18 protein-coding genes are annotated in these 17,372 nt (G+C 44.6%); 6 read left to right on the top strand and 12 right to left on the bottom strand.

Annotated elements, in window-relative coordinates; translation table 11 throughout:
- Positions 1 to 64: 64 nt before the first annotated feature.
- Positions 65 to 1,354, bottom strand: coding sequence for a tetratricopeptide repeat protein (locus QUB10_RS19565; protein WP_333204737.1), 1,290 nt, complete (start codon positions 1,352 to 1,354; stop codon positions 65 to 67).
- A gap of 192 nt (positions 1,355 to 1,546) precedes the next feature.
- Positions 1,547 to 2,383: a sigma-70 family RNA polymerase sigma factor gene (locus QUB10_RS19560; RefSeq protein ID WP_333204735.1), complete on the bottom strand. Its 837-nt coding sequence runs from the start codon at positions 2,381 to 2,383 to the stop codon at positions 1,547 to 1,549.
- Between the two features lie 505 nt (positions 2,384 to 2,888).
- Here QUB10_RS19560 and QUB10_RS19555 point away from each other — a divergent pair.
- A complete protein-coding gene (locus tag QUB10_RS19555; RefSeq protein ID WP_333204733.1) occupies positions 2,889 to 4,064 on the top strand; it encodes an AAA-like domain-containing protein in 1,176 nt (391 codons plus the stop codon).
- 486 nt (positions 4,065 to 4,550) lie between these two features.
- On the opposite strand, the gene QUB10_RS19550 is transcribed toward QUB10_RS19555, so the two are convergent.
- From QUB10_RS19550 to ispE, 6 genes are all read right to left on the bottom strand, one after another.
- Positions 4,551 to 5,285 carry a hypothetical protein gene (locus QUB10_RS19550; protein WP_333204731.1) on the bottom strand — a complete coding sequence of 245 codons (735 nt, stop codon included), beginning with the start codon at positions 5,283 to 5,285 and terminating at the stop codon, positions 4,551 to 4,553.
- A 105-nt stretch (positions 5,286 to 5,390) separates the two neighbouring features.
- On the bottom strand, positions 5,391 to 6,071 hold the full coding sequence (locus QUB10_RS19545) for a dual OB domain-containing protein (RefSeq protein ID WP_333204729.1): 681 nt from the start codon (positions 6,069 to 6,071) through the stop codon (positions 5,391 to 5,393).
- A gap of 65 nt (positions 6,072 to 6,136) precedes the next feature.
- Entirely contained in the window at positions 6,137 to 6,589 is a 453-nt protein-coding gene (locus QUB10_RS19540) for a DUF488 domain-containing protein (RefSeq protein WP_333204727.1), read from the bottom strand.
- Positions 6,567 to 7,193: a DUF488 domain-containing protein gene (locus QUB10_RS19535; RefSeq protein ID WP_333204725.1), complete on the bottom strand. Its 627-nt coding sequence runs from the start codon at positions 7,191 to 7,193 to the stop codon at positions 6,567 to 6,569. The genes QUB10_RS19540 and QUB10_RS19535 overlap by 23 nt, the downstream gene beginning before the upstream one ends.
- A 75-nt stretch (positions 7,194 to 7,268) precedes the next feature.
- The gene (locus tag QUB10_RS19530; protein ID WP_333204723.1) at positions 7,269 to 7,622 is read right to left on the bottom strand and encodes a DUF3082 domain-containing protein; all 354 of its coding nucleotides are present in this window, start codon (positions 7,620 to 7,622) and stop codon (positions 7,269 to 7,271) included.
- Positions 7,623 to 7,805: 183 nt separating this feature from the next.
- Positions 7,806 to 8,783: a 4-(cytidine 5'-diphospho)-2-C-methyl-D-erythritol kinase gene (gene ispE, locus QUB10_RS19525; RefSeq protein WP_333204721.1), complete on the bottom strand. Its 978-nt coding sequence runs from the start codon at positions 8,781 to 8,783 to the stop codon at positions 7,806 to 7,808.
- Positions 8,784 to 8,873: 90 nt separating this feature from the next.
- Between ispE and QUB10_RS19520 the strand changes: the two genes are divergently transcribed.
- Positions 8,874 to 10,427 (top strand): ATP-binding protein, encoded by a 1,554-nt coding sequence (locus QUB10_RS19520; RefSeq protein WP_333204719.1) that lies wholly within the window; start codon positions 8,874 to 8,876, stop codon positions 10,425 to 10,427.
- A 99-nt stretch (positions 10,428 to 10,526) separates the two neighbouring features.
- Here QUB10_RS19520 and rsmA read toward each other — a convergent pair whose 3' ends face one another.
- Complete coding sequence (rsmA, locus tag QUB10_RS19515; RefSeq protein ID WP_333204717.1) at positions 10,527 to 11,348, bottom strand: 16S rRNA (adenine(1518)-N(6)/adenine(1519)-N(6))-dimethyltransferase RsmA; 822 nt, start codon at positions 11,346 to 11,348, stop codon at positions 10,527 to 10,529.
- Positions 11,349 to 11,610: 262 nt separating this feature from the next.
- Here rsmA and galK point away from each other — a divergent pair, with 262 nt between their 5' ends.
- Positions 11,611 to 12,690 carry a galactokinase gene (gene galK / locus QUB10_RS19510; protein ID WP_333204715.1) on the top strand — a complete coding sequence of 360 codons (1,080 nt, stop codon included), beginning with the start codon at positions 11,611 to 11,613 and terminating at the stop codon, positions 12,688 to 12,690.
- Here galK and QUB10_RS19505 read toward each other — a convergent pair.
- The 3 genes from QUB10_RS19505 to QUB10_RS19495 form a co-directional block, all read right to left on the bottom strand.
- Positions 12,680 to 13,054: a signal peptidase I gene (locus QUB10_RS19505; RefSeq protein ID WP_333204713.1), complete on the bottom strand. Its 375-nt coding sequence runs from the start codon at positions 13,052 to 13,054 to the stop codon at positions 12,680 to 12,682. The genes galK and QUB10_RS19505 overlap by 11 nt on opposite strands.
- Positions 13,055 to 13,370: 316 nt before the next feature.
- The gene (locus QUB10_RS19500) at positions 13,371 to 14,063 is read right to left on the bottom strand and encodes an SRPBCC family protein (protein WP_333204711.1); all 693 of its coding nucleotides are present in this window, start codon (positions 14,061 to 14,063) and stop codon (positions 13,371 to 13,373) included.
- A gap of 18 nt (positions 14,064 to 14,081) precedes the next feature.
- A complete protein-coding gene (locus QUB10_RS19495) occupies positions 14,082 to 15,245 on the bottom strand; it encodes a baeRF3 domain-containing protein (RefSeq protein ID WP_333204709.1) in 1,164 nt (387 codons plus the stop codon).
- Between the two features lie 251 nt (positions 15,246 to 15,496).
- Between QUB10_RS19495 and QUB10_RS19490 the strand changes: the two genes are divergently transcribed.
- From QUB10_RS19490 to QUB10_RS19480, 3 genes are all read left to right on the top strand, one after another.
- The gene (locus QUB10_RS19490; protein WP_333204707.1) at positions 15,497 to 16,177 is read left to right on the top strand and encodes a DUF2834 domain-containing protein; all 681 of its coding nucleotides are present in this window, start codon (positions 15,497 to 15,499) and stop codon (positions 16,175 to 16,177) included.
- A gap of 314 nt (positions 16,178 to 16,491) precedes the next feature.
- Positions 16,492 to 17,091: a class I SAM-dependent methyltransferase gene (locus QUB10_RS19485; protein WP_333204705.1), complete on the top strand. Its 600-nt coding sequence runs from the start codon at positions 16,492 to 16,494 to the stop codon at positions 17,089 to 17,091.
- A 21-nt stretch (positions 17,092 to 17,112) separates the two neighbouring features.
- On the top strand, positions 17,113 to 17,250 hold the full coding sequence (locus QUB10_RS19480; protein ID WP_333204704.1) for a hypothetical protein: 138 nt from the start codon (positions 17,113 to 17,115) through the stop codon (positions 17,248 to 17,250).
- Positions 17,251 to 17,372 lie beyond the last annotated feature (122 nt).

Here is a 17,372-nt window from a genome sequence, read left to right as displayed (position 1 = left end):
ACCTCTTTAAATATACTTAATATTCTTATTATATCATATTAGTTATTTATGTAATTAATTTTGTTTAACTACTTAACAACTGCCAACCTTGCTCCAACACATCCACCGCCTCCCGGTGTCGCCCCGCCAGCGCCAACACCCGCCCATGTCGGAACCAAGCATCAGCTAACTGCGGCTGTAGCTGCATTCCCTGAGCAGAGAACGCACATCCGCGCTCCATATCTTCAAAATGTTCCACCAGCACCCGTCCCGTCGTCGCCCAGACACTCCAGCGCTCTGGAAACCGCTCCAACATCTCTTCCACTAAAGGTTTGAGCTCATCTCCTCTCCCCGCCACAGGTAAAATCTCGCACAGCGCCCGATAAATTTCCCCATCATTGGGATACAACCGATACGCCTTCAGCATCGCTTCCGCCGCAGCAATAGAATTCCCGGTGCGGAAGAGACATCGCCCATAGAAATACCAGCCACCAAGATTCAGCGGATGCTGCTCGACAAACTCTTGCAAAACAGCCACTCCTTTTTTCCACTCCCCTCGAAACAAGTGGTACTGCGCCAGCGAATCATGAACATAAGCAGCATTGGGAGTAATTCGCAGCATCGTCTGAATCATTTGCTTTGTCCGCTTACCTTCCTCACCCCCAACTAATCCCCTACCACAGCGACTATCCGCCAGCAGTTTGAGACTCCGCAAATCCTGGGGAAACACCTCCAGCACTCGCTGCAAAAGTTGTTCCGCTTCCTGCAAGTTCCCCAACATCATCAACGCATCGTAGCTGTGACTATTCGCTACAACCTCATTCGGATTCAGTTGCAAAACCGTATCAAAAGCTTGCAACGCTGCAATGGGAGCTTCTTTTTCCAAATAAATAAATCCCAGAGCCAGCCAGTGAGCCGTATTCTCTGGTTCTAGCAATGTTGCTTGTTCAAAAGACACCGCCGCCTGCTCAATACAACGGCGACACACTGCAATTAATCCATTAATATGATGTCCGACTGCTTCGTTATCAGATAAACTTTTAGCTGTTTCATAAACTGCAATTGCCTCTGTTTCTTTCCCCATCAAATGTAATATTCTGCCCAATTGCAATTGCACATCAATTAATTGAGGTTGCCGTTGTAGCACTTGGCGATATTCTTCCACTGCTTGCTGCCAATTTCCCATTGCATATAGCAGTTCGGCTAATTCCTTTCGTTTCTTCCATCCAGTCGGATACTTTTGTACGTATTTAGTTAATGTTTTAAGCTTGATATCTTGCCTGGTGAGTTTCTCATCTAAAACTAGATAAGCATTCATTTCCACCCCGGTAAGCTGATTAAGCTGTACCAGGCAAGTAGCAGTGACTCTAGACATATTGGAGTAAACCTATTATAGTTAATGGCTTTTAAATGCACCCCAATATCTGCAACACTTTCCTTTTAAGGTATGTTGTTGCGAGTTAGCGCTCTTATCTGAGTTTTCATAAGAGCGCTAAAGCGCAACAACGTACCAAACTCGCCCCTACAATCAGACTTAAAAATCTCTGTATTCCGTAAGATTTCGGAATTATTTCCAACTCAAAAGGCTGGATGAGCTATATCTCGTATGTAGCAGTGAATCAAGATAAGTAGTTGTTACCTTATAATCAATTGGCTGTTGCACATACTCTTCTACCCTCAACATTTCATATCCGGATGTTTTCGGTTCATCCGAGTTCGGTTCCTCGACTTCTGCCGTATCCAAACCTAAACGATAATTGTGCAACTGCTTTTGCAGAATCTCTCGTGCCAGTTGGATGCGTTTACGCACATTATTCTCAGAAAGAGCCAATTTTTTGGCAATATCTCGGTAAGGCATCTCCTCATACCACCGCAAAATGGAAGGGTCTCGCAGTTTGGCAGGTAGACTATTAATAGCACGGCGTATGTGTTGGTTCGTTTCCTGACGGAGCATGGCAGCTTCGGGTGATTCGCTGCTACCAGCAATTCCCTCATCTTCTGAAATATTTTCAATGTTCTCAACACCCTTTGCACCTTTCTTGCGTTCTCGATATATATCGATGCAGATATTATGAGTTAGTCGAGCCAACCAAGCTTTAGGATAACTAATTGTGTCAGCGAAAGAGGGCATTTTCTCCCAGGCTTTTTGCCTTGCTCGACTCAGTGCTTCTTCTGCCTCTACCCGATCGCCTCCCATCCATGTTTGACAGCAACGGTAGAGATAATCTTGATGCCATATCCATAACTGCCAGAACGCCCTTTTGTCGCCTTGAGACAGGCGTTTTAATAGGAGTTGCTCGTCTAATTTTGTCTCACTTGTGGCTTTTTGAGCGATAAGGCAACGAAATCTGTGGATAGTTACATTCGTTGTTACATTCTCTGTCAAGCTTTCTTTATCTAGCATCAAGTTGTTCCTTCACTAAGACAGCCATTGGCTGAACAAGCTTAAAGTCCAGTCTGCCTCTTGTCCTCGCTGTAAACAATCGCAGTTTTGGCAGTTAAGATCCGAAGTTAAGGATTTTTCCTCCTCAAATCCCCAGCCAATACCGCCCGTAGGGGTGTAAAAGCTGGAAAATTTAGCGGCTACCCTTCTATGGCGGGAGAATAAACTTCTTTGGAGAAAGGGGTCTATAACCAAAATGTCCCGTTTTAGCTTGGTAGCCAATTTAGCCACCTCATGAGCCAAATTTGCTAAAATTCAGAAAAATTTCCTAAAATCATGGAAAATACTCTCTTATTTCGGTTGTTTAGCTTAACTAACGGCTATTAAGTTATCTAGTTTTTTAAGTTCCAGGCTAATACAGTAGGATTGCAGACGATTTCCGGTGCAAACGAGAGGGATTGAAAGCATTTCCTCTATTTTTTCAATTTAATAGTTAAATGTACAGTACCTTAACTTGAATAACCCTATGTATCAGCCTAAATACAGACGCAGGCGCGGTGTCATCCTTACCCCTCAAGGATCGAGCAAACTTCAGAAAGCGAAATCTGAGGCGGAATTTAAAGAAAACTGTGGCTACCGGTACACTCTTGAAAAGTTGAGCGATCGCACTGGCTTAGCTGTAGATACCTTGCTCCGGGTCAATAATGGCTCTACTACCGTTGATAAGCAAACCCTCAAGCGCTATTTCAGGGCTTTTAATCTAATTTTGGAACCATCTGATTATTCTTGGCCAGAAACTCAGATTAAAGAAGTTGAACCCGATCGTGTAGATGTAAAGCCTGAATTACCGGGGGGTCAAGTACCTCTCGATTCGGCGTTTTATGTAGAACGCCCTCCCATTGAATCTCGCACCTGCGAAGCGATTTTGCAACCAGGTGCCTTAATTCGCATCAAAGCTCCCCAACTAATGGGTAAAACTTCCTTGATGGCAAGAATCCTGGAACGGGGGAGAAAACAGGGCTATCAAACAGTGGTGTTGAATCTCAAGCTGGCTGATGAAAAAGTATTCACCAATCTGGATCGATTCTTGCAATGGTTTTGTGCTTGCGTGAGTCGGAGCTTGAAGCTACCGAACAAACTAGCAGACTATTGGGATGAGATGTTTGGTAGCAATTATAACACCACAGATTATTTTGAGAATTATTTATTAGCTCAAATCGATTCACCGCTGGTACTCGCCTTAGATGATGTCGATCGCGTTTTCACTCACCCCGAAATTGCCTCTGACTTTTTTGGTCTGCTGCGAGCTTGGTACGAAAAAGGAAAGTATGGCGATCGCAGTAGTAATATCTGGCAGCAACTTCGGTTAGTAGTAGTACACTCGACAGAAGTTTATATTCCCCTCAATATCAATGAATCCCCATTTAATCTAGGGCTGTCAGTTGAAATACCTGATTTTACCAGCCCTCAAGTGCAAGATTTAGCACTTCGGCATGGATTGAATTTGCCAATACAGGATGTAGAGAAACTAATACATTTTGTGGGTGGAAATCCCCATTTAATCCGATTGGCTTTATATCATATTTGGGCGCAGGATATCTCGCAGGAACAAATGTGGCAAATAGCACAAGTGTGGAAAATTGTCACAAAACTTTATATTATTCCCTATATTCCTCCTCTACACCCTAATCTTATCCGGTAAAAATCCGCTTCTAGAAATCGAACCGGATACCTGTTTCTAAATCCAGAATTAAGCTTTAGTCAGAAGCAAAAATTTTGACTTAGAAACAGACCCGCCGCCGGATTTGGGTGTAGAGTCTCACTACACAAATTATTATCTAAATAAGTTCACAATCTATTCTTCCCTTGGCGTTCCCGAACTTTGGAGATAGCGCGGGCAAACCTTAGAACTATATCAGCTTGTAGAGGGAAAATACGATCGTGCTGCTCAAAGTTTAGCTTTTCCATTTTTGGCGATCGCAGAAGTACCCGGATTTATTGAACAAAGCAGGGCGATCGGACAAATAGCAGCCGTCAGTTGGTTTCCGACAAGAATTAGAGAAAATTTGCCACATAGCGAGGAATAAAAGATGCACAATAGATACGCATCAACTCTATATTTAGCGTGTATATGGCGCACATTTTCGCTATAAATAGCGCCTCACACTCTAGAAAAGATATATCATCATTATTTCTTTCTCATCCTTCTCTGGGAACCTCTTTTAGGCAGTCGCTTAATTTCTGTTTCGCCTCCTTGAAATTCTACTTCTTCTCTAATTTCTACAGTGACACTTTTAACATCGCTTTCGGTCATTTGTTTCTTTTCATCAATTCCCTCATAATCCGGTAGATTTTCTATTAACTGCACGTCCAACCCAGAAGCTGGAACCGACAATTCTTCGATTTTTTTACTAATTTCAGTTTCTTCAAGCTCCTGCTCAATTTCCGCCACCACTAAATCTTCCTCGAAAGCAGGAAAATCATCAATTTCTTGACTAATTTCATTTTCTCTGATTTCCTTCTCTACTAGCTGCATTGATAACTGCTGCTTTTCCCTTGACAATTCCTCAACCTTAGTCGCAAGCATTCTAATCTGTTCGTTGAGAAGGCGAATTTCTCGGTTTTGCTGCTGAATCATTTCTTCAGCATCAGCAAGAGTTCGATTTCTATCTAATATCACCTCATTTTTAGTTTCTAATTCCAAAGCGCTCATAGCCGCTTTAATTACATTATAAAAATGTGGCTTAGATACATCAACTTGTTTAGCATTATGGCGACTTTTTCCCAAAAGTCCAATCTTTTGTCCTTGCTTAACAGCCAAAACAAAACCTTGATGATTTTTAATTTTTAATTCTTTGACAAAATCCACTTGAACTAAACTGCAAATATATTTGTGACAGTCAAAATAAAACTCTGCTTTCATAAAAAAGCACCCCTTTCTGCTATAGTCCCGCAGAATTATAGCACGAACAGAGTTTTTGCGGTCAATAAAAAGAAATAAATAATCGATCGCCCATTTTGGTAAAAACTAAATTTCATCATCAACAACATCTTCCGACAACTCTATCACACCGGCAATCAACTTCCAACAAGGGTCATCTCCCTCCCAATCATCGGGCCGCCAAGGCATACTCAAACTCACTGTTACCAAACAAGCTTTTTGCGGTAGATACCCCAATTCTAACTTTCTAATAAACACTGGATCGGTAATTGTTGCAGCCAATCTTTGACCATGCTGCGTGACAATAGATCCTTCCCATTTATTACCACCTTCAAATCTTTGACTTAGCTTTTGTACCGTAAATCTTACTGCTTTGACTAATTGCAAAGTTACGCGATCGCCTTTTGGCAAAGACTGCATATACTCTACCGTAACATATCGCAAATCGTTGTGTAAAATATATGCTTGACTATTGCAATATTTCAACAAATATGCTGGCGGAACCTTCCCAACTTGCCGCCATTTTCCCGGTAAAACAGAAAGATTTTCACACTCAAACCCAAAGTCTGGCCCCGTCTTCGCCAGAGGAATTTCTAGAACATCTAACAACGCGGGTTCAAGTCTATTTATCTGCCGCATTTCTTTAGGAATCTGACCATCGGGTAAGTCAGAAACTGGACGCACCCACTTACCTTTAACCTCATTAATTCCGGCGATGCACCTGTCGCCGCGTTTCCAGGAATTAGCGAGACAAATTATCCGAGTCATTCGATTTTAGATTTTAGATTTTAGATTTTAGATTCATCCCACAATGATACAGTATTTTCCCTAAATTACAGATGATTAATGGTGACATTTTTCCACTTATCGCTGAGATATTCAGCAACTAAGCGGCGGTGACAATTATGAGGTTTTGGTTCGCTACAAAGCAGACACGCACAGTCCATAATATCCGATGAAACCTTGTGTTCAATTTGTCGATCGCCCATTAAGCCCAAAAACTTCTGTTCATAAACCTCCCAATCTCCCTTTTTCTTTTTATAATCATCCAAAATATCTTGAGTCGGCGCTAAATCCCGAATGTGAACGTACTCAATATTGCCAATTGTTCGCAAAAAATACTCTAAATCTTTCCGCTTAGCAAAACCCGCCAACTGCGACACATTATTCAGCCGCGTATCTATAACCCTGCGGACTCCCGCTTGCATCAAAATCCCAAAAAACTCCTCCGCACTTTTTTGAGTGAAACCAATTGTAAATAAATTAATTGCTTTCTTTTGTGACATAAGCGATGTCCAATCCGTGACGATAATAAGCTGTTTCTAAATCAACTATTTCCTGTTTAACTTGAGGCTCTAATTCAAACAAGCTTAGCTGAATTGGCTCATTATTTTTTTTTCCTTTGTTAAACTTGCTCAAAAGTCTTTCTTCTAAATCTTGGTGCGATTCTAAATTGCCATCGGACAGAATATGATTAATCTGTAAATTAAAATCTTTCAACTTGTGGCAAACTAAAATAGTTCTATGACAAGTAATCGGGTCTTTTTCGGCACACATTAAACAGATTTTATAGTTGGCTGCGCCTTTGAGTAAGCGCTGAATTCCTGCGGAAAATAGAGGAGTTGCTGCTATGCGATCGTACAACGCTTTACCGCTAGTATCGTAACAGCTTAAATCCTCCGGTCTCGCGCCCAACTCTTTGCCTAAAAAAACATATTGAATGCCGACATTTGACAGATAAGCTGTAATTTCGGATTTATTAAAATGAGGTAAATAGCGGCTAAACGGATGGGATCGCACGTCCGCAACCGCCGTAATTCCGTGTTGTTGCAGCAGCAAAACAAACGCTTCAATACTCAGATTGGAGTGTCCGATCGTAAATAATTCCATTGCTTCGATTTTACTATTCAGTCTTTGCCTTGCGGAGGAGAGTTTGTGTATCCCGATGGTTTCAACCTGTAGACTTCAACCTGTGGGTTTTTTCACGAACTTTTGAATCAAAAGTTGCAAAGCCAGCAGCATCAAACCCAAAGACGCAAAAGCAAAAACACCCGCGCCCAAAGCCACAATCCCCATGACTAAAGTTCGCACAGCCGCGCCAATATTAATCGCCGTCACATTGTCAGAATGAATGGGGGAATTTGCAAAAGTTTGGACTATAGACAAAGTTAGCGCGTACAAAGCCGCCGCAAACCCGCCCGCGATCAGCGAACCAATCACGCACCGCAAAATCGTCGGCTGCGTCGAAGATGCAGAGGTTGCATCTCCAGCCGAACTCAGAGGTTTAGAAGTAGAATTTGGATTAGTTAAATCAGTCATTGCGATTTTAGATTTTAGATTTTAGATTTTAGATTTTTGGTTAATTTACCAAAACTAAAATCTCTGTTGAAGACATTTTATCAGTTCTTCGATCTCCATACACTCTGCGAAAAGTTAGATTCATCTTGACCCATAGCCTGTTAGACAGGTTTAACAGGCGAGCGCGATCCCACCCTCTTCGAGTTACACCCTCGGAATCGGCGCTTTTACATCATTTCCCTCCGAAAAAATCCGAATCCCAGTATTGCTAAACTGTGCTACCCAAAAATCCAAATCGGGAGAAGCGATCGCACTTTTAACCCGTTCCAAAACCTGCTGAGCCTGCTCTGAAGACTCGGCCAGCGCAAACACCGTCGGCCCGGAACCCGACATCATCGTTCCCAAAGCCCCCGCCGACTCAAAAGCCTCCCGCAACTGCAACACCTGCGGGTACACAGGCAAAGCAACTTTTTCTAAATCGTTGTGCAGCAATTGACCAATTTTCGATCGATCTTTTTGGGCGATCGCCCCCACCATCGGGCCCGAATGCAGCCGTTGCCGGCGGCACTCCAAATCTGCCGCTGCACAATAGGAACTACTGAACTGCTGCCGATAAGTTTGATACGCCCATGCGGTAGAAAGACTGAGGTTACGGTACTTGGCCAACACCACAGAAAAGCCCCCCAAATCAGGCAGTGGCGACAGTTGATCCCCGCGACCAGTTGCCAAAGCCGTACCTCCAGCAATGCAAAAAGGCACATCCGAACCCAAAGTTCCCCCCAACTCTTGCAACTCCGACTGAGTAAGTCCCAATTGCCACAGCAAATCCATCCCGACTAAAACCGCAGCCGCATTTGCAGAACCACCGGCGAGCCCCGCCGCCACCGGAATCTGCTTGTGAATAACAATCTCGACTCCGCCGTATTTCGCCAAAGCATCGGGGAATTGCTTCGCCAACAAATCCGCCGCCCGGTAGGCCAGGTTATTCTTATCAGGAGGGACTTGTGGGTGATCGCAGCGCACGCGAATCGTGTCCGTACCGATCGCGCGCAAGTCAATTCGATCGGCTAAATCTATGCTTTGAAGTACCATCGCCAGTTCGTGAAATCCGTCGGGGCGATCGCCTATGATTTCCAGATACAGATTGATTTTTGCGGAAGCTAGCAGAGAATATGAACGCATAGGTGATTAAGCCGCAGGTGAAAGAAACCCCTGGTTGAAATTAATTGACACCAGTCAGAGTCCATTTTCTCACAACTCAAAGGAAATATTATGCAGGAAATGTGGAAAACTTTTTTTACTTCCGGGTCATTTATTCCTCACGGCCACTGCTATCTCTGGCATACCCCGTTAGTCTGGCTTCACGTTGCCTCAGATTCTATCATTGCACTCGCGTATTTCTCTATCCCGATTACACTGATTTATTTTATTTCCAAACGCGAAGATTTGCCCTTTGATTGGATCTTTGCCCTGTTTGGAGCCTTTATCGTCGCCTGTGGCATCACTCACATATTTGAACTCTGGACACTTTGGCATCCTACCTATTGGCTTTCAGGAACAATGAAAGCAATTACTGCCCTTATTTCATTTGCTACAGCCATACTTTTGGTAGACTTAATCCCTCAAGCCCTAGCACTTCCCAGTCCCGCACAGTTAGAATCCGCCAACCGACTCCTAGAAGCTGAAATTGTTGATCGCCAATTAGCCGAAGCTGCACTAAAAAAAGCCAAAGAAGAATTAGAAATTCGAGTTGAGGAACGCACCGCAGAGTTAAAGTTTCAAACTCAACAGTTAGAATTGGCAAACCGACTCCTAGCATCGGAAATTGTCGAGCGGCAATTAGCAGAAGCTGCACTAAAAAAATCTAAAGAAGAATTAGAAATTCGAGTTGAGGAACGCACCGCAGAGTTAAAGTCTCAAACTCAACAGCTCGAACAAGCCTTGTCTGAATTGCAGCAGGCTCAATCAAAGCTAATTCAAAGCGAAAAAATGTCATCTTTGGGGCAATTGGTCGCTGGAGTTGCTCATGAAATCAACAATCCGATTAACTTTATTTACGCGAATGTTACTCACGCTCGCGAGTATGCCGATAGTTTGCTAGAATTGGTGAATATCTATCAAGAGCAGTATCCGAATCCCCTACCCACACTTAAAGAAAAACTCCAGTCTGTAGATTTAGATTTTATTATCTATGACCTACCAAAAATATTAATTTCTATGAAAAACGGGGCCGAGCGCATTCTCGGTATTGTCAAGTCGCTGCGAGTTTTTTCGCGCCATGACGAAGCCGATATGAAATTAGCCGATGTTCACGAAGGAATTGACAGCACACTGATGATTTTGCAAAGCAGATTGAATGCTAAGCCGGGCTTAGGGAAAATTCAAATTATCAAAGAATATGGCAATTTACCCCAAATAGAGTGCTATCCAGGACAGCTAAATCAAGTGTTTATGAATATCCTGGCTAATGCTATTGATGCTTTAGAAGATGACAGTCACAGCCAGTCGATTGCAGCCAATGAAGCTAATCGCCCCGTCATCAAAATTTCTACTAAACTTTTAGACAGTGAAGTGGTAGAAATCCGAATTAGCAACAACGGGCCAGAAATAATCGAATCGGTGAAAAACCAGTTATTTAATCCATTTTTTACCACTAAACCAGTAGGCAAAGGCACGGGATTAGGATTATCTATTGGCTATCAAATTATCACAGTAAGACATCAAGGCGAATTGCAGTGTATTTCTGCACCCGGGAAAGGTGCAGAATTTATTATTAAAATTCCGATTAGCCTGCAAGAAACCTTTCAGAAACCCCAGAAAACCTAAATTCAACTGTTAGTAGTCACAGGTAAAAGTCTTGATAAAAAAAAACACCCATATCTCCGAATTATTTAATAATTCGGGTATCTAACACAATCCTGAACTTCAAACCTCGCACATAAGATTATTGCTCAACTTTACCCATTGCTCCACGCTTAAATCTTCAGCGCGAGATTGAGGATTGATCTGTAACTCTTCTAGCAATTGAACGAGTTTATCTAAATCCACAGCCCCTTTCAAATTATTTCGCAGCATCTTGCGCTTGCTACCAAATCCCAACTTAACTAAATTCTCCAAATAGCGCGGATTAACCGCCGCAGTTTCTATCTGTCTGGGAAGCAGCCGCACCACGGCAGAATCGACTTTTGGCGGCGGAAAAAAGTCTTTAGACGGCACATCGCAAATTAACTCGCATTCTGCTAAATACTGCACCCGCACCGACAGCGCGCCAAAAGCTGTCGAACCCGGTTTAGCGTAAAGCCTTTGGGCGACTTCTTTCTGCACTAATAGCACGATCGCATCGAAGGGTTTAGCCGCAGGAACAGATATCGTTCCCAGCAGTTTTTGCAGAATCGGGCCAGTAATATTATAAGGAATATTGGCAACAACTTTATTCGGATTTTGGAATTTGGGAAATGCCGTTAGTTCCGCCTCTAAGTCCATTTCCAGGATGTCGCCTTGTAGGAGTAAAAAATTGTCGGTTTTGCCGAGTTGTTTGGCTAGCTTGAGACACAAATCTCGATCGATCTCCACAGCAACAACAGACTCAGCCGCAGGCAGCAAACGCCGAGTCAAAATCCCCGTGCCCGGCCCAATTTCCAGGACACGATCGCGATCCAAAGAAGCCGCTTTCACAATCTTATCTAAGGCTTTCTCGCTTTTGAGCCAATGTTGAGCAAACTGTTTCCGGGGTCTGGTCGATCGCATTTTTTGAATTTTTGGAGAAATCTTAGCCTGTCATTCTATCACAGCTCTATATCTTTTCCTAACCTACGGTCATGTTTATTTTTGTTAACAGGGGTTGAATTAACCAAAAAACATGGGCACTATAAAAGGATAAACGATAAAAAATAAATTAATTTTTTCCCAATTCCCAACAGCACGACACGGAAGGCACGGATACACGGATAGCTGTTTTTCCAAATAACCAATAACAAATAACCAAGAACCAATTACCAATTCCCCAAAAATGAAATTCCAACGAGTATTTGGTACATTACCCCAAACCACAGCCAGCGCACCCGGAAGAGTAAACCTGCTGGGCGAACACACAGACTACAACGATGGATTTGTACTTCCAACTGCGATTCCCCAGCGCACAACAGTACAAATCGGCTTCAGCAGTGACGATCGACACCATGTTTATTCAGCAGAATATGACGAACTCATAAATTTTTCAGACGACGATACCATACCGCAAAAATTCGTCAGTTATATCTGTGGCTGCCTCAGACTTGTAGAAAAAGAAGGATACAAAGTACCGCCAATAAATCTCTACATTACCTCGACTGTGCCGATCGGAGCCGGTTTGTCCAGCAGCGCCGCTTTAGAAATAGCAACCCTCAGAGGACTGCGCGCGCTGCTGAACCTCCCCCTAGACGACGTGCGGCTAGCTCAAATCGGACAGCAAGTCGAAATCCGATATGCCGGCTTGAACTGCGGCATCATGGATCAAATGGCGTCGAGTTTAGCAGACACCAACACCATGCTATTGATCGACACCCGCAGCCTCGAATGCCGCCCGATACCTTTTCCCACAAACACAGAAATTTTAATAATTGACAGTGGCGAAAGCCACGAACTGGCAGCAGGAAGCGGCTACAACCAGCGACGCGCCGAGTGTGAGGAATCCGCGCGGATATTGGGAGTTAAAGCTCTCAGGGATATCGCCGATCCTCAAGCTGTCGAAGTATTGCCGGAACCCCTCAGAAGACGAGCGCGGCACGTAGTTACTGAAAACAACCGCGTACTCGAAGCGGTAAAATCTTTGCCAGCAAAACGTTTTGGCGAGTTAATGAATGCTTCCCATGCCAGTCAGCGCGACGACTACGAAGTTTCGGTGCCGGCAGTAGACACGCTGGCGGCAATCTTGCAGTCAATCCCCGGAGTCTTCGGCGCAAGGCTGACGGGCGGAGGTTTTGGCGGTGCTTGCGTAGCCTTGGTGGAGAGTGGGAAAGCGGGTGCGATCGCATCCGAGGCGATCAATCGCTACCAGCGCGCAGGTTATAGCGGCCGCGTTTTGGTTCCCGAAATTAAAGTTAATTCTTAATTCCCGAACTATCTCCCGGTAGGGAAGGCCACCGCACAGTCACGATTACCGACTCCTCCTCGGCAGACCAATAATGAGGCACTCCCGGCAGCCAGAGAGCATAATCTCCTTCGCGAGAAAGCAAGATTTCTTGTTCGGGAAATTGTAGGCGAAACCGCCCTTTTACCAGGATAGAAAGCGTCGTGGCTGCCGCATTTACCGCCCACTGAGTCCTACAATCTCCGGCGGGGTGAGTGCCCCATTTTACCTCTAAAACAGAAGTCGATCGCGCGTCGTTTTCAGGGGTAATAAAATGACCCGCAAACCAACCGCCCCGACTTGCACCTTCAGCGCCCGCATTTCCGAAAATCACTTGAGATGACATCAGCTAATCAGGTAAACAACAAAGATGGTTAGATCTGACATCTTGCACCATTTTCCATAAGCTTTTTATGGGCGGGCAGGATGCCCACCCCACAATAAATTAATTCTTTGTGGAACAGGCATCTTGCCTGTTCTGAGAATGGTGCAAGATGTTAGTTATATCTGACATCTTGCACCCTGTTCAATAAGTTTTTGATGGGCGGGATCTCCTCCCCAACCCCTACTCCCCACAATAAATTAATTCTTTGTGGAACAGGCATCTTGCCTGTTCTGAGAATAGTGCAAGATGTTAGTTAGATCCGGAGACACCATCTAACTTACTTGCGGCCCGAAGATTGACCTTCCGTAGTCGCTATTTCCCCAGCTTCCATCAACTGCTTAAAGCGACGTAAATCATTGGCAATTTGCTGTTCGGGAGCTTCGCCAAATAGTTTAGCAGCACCAGCACCAATTGCACCGCCCGGAGGATTGTATTCGATCACAACTTTTACCTCAGTACCGCGTCCTGCGGGTGCCGGTTGAAAGCGCACAAAACCCGAATTGTCAACATCAGATCCTTCCACAGACGCCCAAGCAATTAAGCGATTTTCTTCTTCGCGGACAATCTCGGCATCCCATTCCACACTATTGCCCATCGGCGCGCTGGCAATCCAGTGAGAACGTTTTTCATCGATGACAGTAACGTGTTTGAGATGCTTCATAAACCGAGGCAAATTTTCAAAATTGCGCCATAAACGGTACAATTCATCAGCCGGTTTGTCGATCGTCACCGTCTTTTCAACTTTAATGCTTTGATTCGGATCGGCAGCCGACTGCAAACCCTCCACAACCCCCAGTCCGCGCGCCGCTAAACCGCCGCCCGCAGCCGCCAGCAAAGCACCTCTGAGTGAACGCTGCGACAAACCAAAAAGCACCAGCGCCCCGCCCCCTATTAAAGATGCCCAGCGTTCCGTATCGCTGGTGTTAGTTTGGTTTTGTTTGTCGGAATTTGTCATTGAAGTAGATTCCATTGGTTTAAACCGGGTAAATTAATAGCGGAAAATAGCAGCTAAAGGCGCCTCGGCCGGCACTTGTTCCGGCGGCATAGCGTAAACAGTTCCGCCGTTGAGAATAGTTTGAATTGCTGCAGCATTCAACAAATCTTCGTCGCCCAATTCTGCCTCTGGGTGGATTTGTACCGAGTTCGTATCGGGATTAAAACTACCCCACTGCTGAACGCCAAGAGCAACAAATAGTCGATCGACTCGTCCAAAATAAGCAGCCGAAACAGCTTCTTTCAAATCAGCAGAAATTTTATCGCTTCCTGTGAGATCGTGGTATTGTGCGATCGCCTCTGACTGAGCCTGCAAAAACAAAGGTTCCACCAGCGGCAAAGCTTCGGCCCGCAACTCTTCCGGCTTGAGAAGTTTCTGACTGCCTGTAATTCCTTCTTCAAGTAAATGCGGGTAGGTATTGGCTTCTCGGTAAAGCGGGAGCAAATATTCCACTCCAGCTAACACTAAAGGAGCTTTTTTATTTCGCAAATATTCGTGCAGCGCCGCATCAATTATGTGGAAATACTGCAATATTTCCTGCTGGGGTTCATCTCGGTCTGGACTTCCTTGACCGTGAAAACTTCCCGGCTGCTGAAAAGAATTATTAGTGCCTCCTTTTGAAGTAGCAATCCGAAACTGACCATCTTTAGCAGTCGGGTCATATCGCAAAGCCTCCTCAAGGCTTTTCGGCAAGTTTTCAACTTCAACTTCCCGAGCACTGTAAGCCGTACACCGAATCAGCCTCACTTCCTTTTTACTGAGAGCTAAAACATAAAATAAATTATTTCCTGTCAGCATAGGCATCAGCGGTTTGACGTGAAAATTGTCGCTCACAACCACTAATTCGTCAAAATTCACCGGACAGGTATAGTAGCGGAAAAATCCCGAACCGACAAAAATCGCCAGCAGGTTGCTTTGATTTTCCCAAAAGTTTTCCTGGTCAATTTCTGCTCGGACTGGCTCTAGCAATTGGGCAGCTTCTTTTTTGTCAAATCCGTACTCTACTATTTGGTCTTCAGCCTCTCTGATTAAATTTTTGAACCGAATCGGATTTTGTTGAATTTCTGTTCCTTGAGCGACTGGCATATAAATTGATACGCACAATCCAGGAGATTGTTGTACCAGTGCTTTGAATTCCTCTACAGATATTAATTTCACCGCTGAAACTCCTTTTCTAAGGGGGGTTTTGTAATAAAAACAACCGATTCTTTAAAATGTATCTCTCCTGACGCGGCTCCTGCGTCTGCCTAAAGTAAGGATCGGCTGCTGTAGAGCATTTCATCCCCGAACTAAAACGGGGTTTCCCGCCGCTGTTCCAATCGAACTGCTTATTACCTAAGATAGACGGCGCTAACTCGGCGGCTACTTTACCATAATTTACTTTAGTCGGCTTCCACTACTCGTTATATATGATGAAAACAAAACTGTTTCTGGGGTTGCTGTGGGCAACATTTATTGCCTACACCTTGCTGCTAGCTCCTCTCGATCAGCCCGGAACGCTAACAGTTATGGAAAAAATGCTCAAATTCCAGCTAGAAGGAATCAACCCCTACCTTGTTACCATATTCGCTCTCATGGGAGTGTGGCCGATGGTCTACGCTTGCTTCCTATTCATTGATGAGAAAACCCAAAATATATCCGCTGGGCCTGCTTTCATCGCTTCCAACGGCGCCGGTATCATCGGCTTAATTCCCTACTTACTCCTCCGCCAGCCCCAGCCACAATTTTCCGGTCGCAAAGATATGTTGATCAAAATATCAGACTCCCGCTGGACAGGGATTGTACTTTTATTAACTACTATCTGGCTGTTAGCTTGGGCTTGGTTAAATGGAGATTGGGGAGATTATGTCAAGCAGTGGCAGTCAATTCCTTTTGTACATTTAATAACTTGGGATTGTTGCTTGATGGCTGTAATATTTCCCTCACTTTTGGGAGACGACATGGCACGCCGTGGACTCTCGGACGATCGCATTTTTTGGGCAGTGTCTCTAGTTCCGCTGTTAGGGCCGCTAACTTATCTTTGTCTACGCCCCCCTCTCCCAGAATCGGCAACTGAAATCGCCACTTTCCCACTGACAGCCCGAAATTGAAACATTAAAAAGTTTGGTAGTGTTCAAGATGTAATGAATATTCAAGGCCGGGCGGGATTAACAAACGCTCAAAAAGCGACCTTGAGAGGGTTAGGGGTGATCGTGTAGTCTGGGTGTACCGTGGAGAAAGATTTTAATTGTCCTGAAAATCTCGATCGACACTTAGGAATGAGAATTAAATAACTTATAATTTTGATGCTTCTTGTGGGATGGGCGTCCCGCCCGTCCAGAAAGGGCGGGCTAAGAGTGCCCAACCCCTACTCCCTACAAACTTGTGTAAATTATTTAATTCGCGACACTTATGAGGTCACTCTATGGAGCCAAATGATACATCGGCCCGCTACGACCGAATTGCCCAATGGTGGCAAACTCAGCATCAAGATTCAACCTACGGGATTGCCCAATTAGAACGGGCGATCAAATTTACTTCTAAGCAGCACGCAGCACTTGATGTCGGGTGTGGAAGCAGCGGACGTTTTATTAACAGTTTATCCAAGCATGGATTTCAGCCTGAAGGACTTGATATTTCTAGGGAAATGATCGATTTAGCCCAGCGGCTACATCCAGAAATCACGTTTTACCGGGAAGACATTTGTGATTGGCTGCCGCCGAAACTTTACAGCCTGATTGCAGCGTGGGATAGCACGTTTCATCTGCCAATCAACAAGCAAGCGCCTGTGATACAAAAGCTATGCGATGCGCTTGAACCCAATGGAGTGCTCCTGTTCACTTGTGGCGGCGGACATACAAGCAGCGAGGTTTCGGGAGCATTTCAAGGTCAAGACTTTGATTACAGCACTTTGGGTGTAGATACTTTCCTGCAAATTCTGGTTGAGCATCATTGCACCTGCCGCCATCTCGAATATGACCAGTATCCTGAAAATCATGTTTATATCATTGCCCAAAAGACCTAATTTATCATTCGCACCATTAAAGTGTGGGATGTAGCAACTGGTGGCTGTATTAGGACGTTGATGGGCGATCGGCTGTTTGAAGGTATGAATATTCAAGGGGCAACGGGATTGAGGAATGCTCAGAAATCGACATTGAAAGCGTTAGGGGCGTTGGTGTAACGTGTGTCGAGATTAGGGCGATCGCAATTTCGATCGCCGCTGCGATCGGATATTCAATTACGAATCATTGTGAGGTGGATGTAGAGCGATAGAATGCAGGACTCCTCGAAGATTGACTACTC

Origin of the sequence: Microcoleus sp. B5-D4 (assembly GCF_036705145.1) — a bacterium.
In the GTDB taxonomy this organism is placed as follows: Bacteria; Cyanobacteriota; Cyanobacteriia; order Cyanobacteriales; family Microcoleaceae; genus Microcoleus.
This window is presented reverse-complemented; position numbering and strand designations above follow the sequence as displayed.

Bases quoted from the DNA above. Each gene is read 5' to 3' on its own strand.
- QUB10_RS19565 (WP_333204737.1), bottom strand. From the start codon at position 1,354: ATGTCTAGAGTCACTGCTACTTGCCTGGTACAGCTTAATCAGCTTACC.
- QUB10_RS19560 (WP_333204735.1), bottom strand. From the start codon at position 2,383: ATGCTAGATAAAGAAAGCTTGACAGAGAATGTAACAACGAATGTAACT.
- QUB10_RS19555 (WP_333204733.1), top strand. From the start codon at position 2,889: ATGTATCAGCCTAAATACAGACGCAGGCGCGGTGTCATCCTTACCCCT.
- QUB10_RS19550 (WP_333204731.1), bottom strand. From the start codon at position 5,285: ATGAAAGCAGAGTTTTATTTTGACTGTCACAAATATATTTGCAGTTTA.
- QUB10_RS19545 (WP_333204729.1), bottom strand. From the start codon at position 6,071: ATGACTCGGATAATTTGTCTCGCTAATTCCTGGAAACGCGGCGACAGG.
- QUB10_RS19540 (WP_333204727.1), bottom strand. From the start codon at position 6,589: ATGTCACAAAAGAAAGCAATTAATTTATTTACAATTGGTTTCACTCAA.
- QUB10_RS19535 (WP_333204725.1), bottom strand. From the start codon at position 7,193: ATGGAATTATTTACGATCGGACACTCCAATCTGAGTATTGAAGCGTTT.
- QUB10_RS19530 (WP_333204723.1), bottom strand. From the start codon at position 7,622: ATGACTGATTTAACTAATCCAAATTCTACTTCTAAACCTCTGAGTTCG.
- ispE (WP_333204721.1), bottom strand. From the start codon at position 8,783: ATGCGTTCATATTCTCTGCTAGCTTCCGCAAAAATCAATCTGTATCTG.
- QUB10_RS19520 (WP_333204719.1), top strand. From the start codon at position 8,874: ATGCAGGAAATGTGGAAAACTTTTTTTACTTCCGGGTCATTTATTCCT.
- rsmA (WP_333204717.1), bottom strand. From the start codon at position 11,348: ATGCGATCGACCAGACCCCGGAAACAGTTTGCTCAACATTGGCTCAAA.
- galK (WP_333204715.1), top strand. From the start codon at position 11,611: ATGAAATTCCAACGAGTATTTGGTACATTACCCCAAACCACAGCCAGC.
- QUB10_RS19505 (WP_333204713.1), bottom strand. From the start codon at position 13,054: ATGTCATCTCAAGTGATTTTCGGAAATGCGGGCGCTGAAGGTGCAAGT.
- QUB10_RS19500 (WP_333204711.1), bottom strand. From the start codon at position 14,063: ATGGAATCTACTTCAATGACAAATTCCGACAAACAAAACCAAACTAAC.
- QUB10_RS19490 (WP_333204707.1), top strand. From the start codon at position 15,497: ATGATGAAAACAAAACTGTTTCTGGGGTTGCTGTGGGCAACATTTATT.
- QUB10_RS19485 (WP_333204705.1), top strand. From the start codon at position 16,492: ATGGAGCCAAATGATACATCGGCCCGCTACGACCGAATTGCCCAATGG.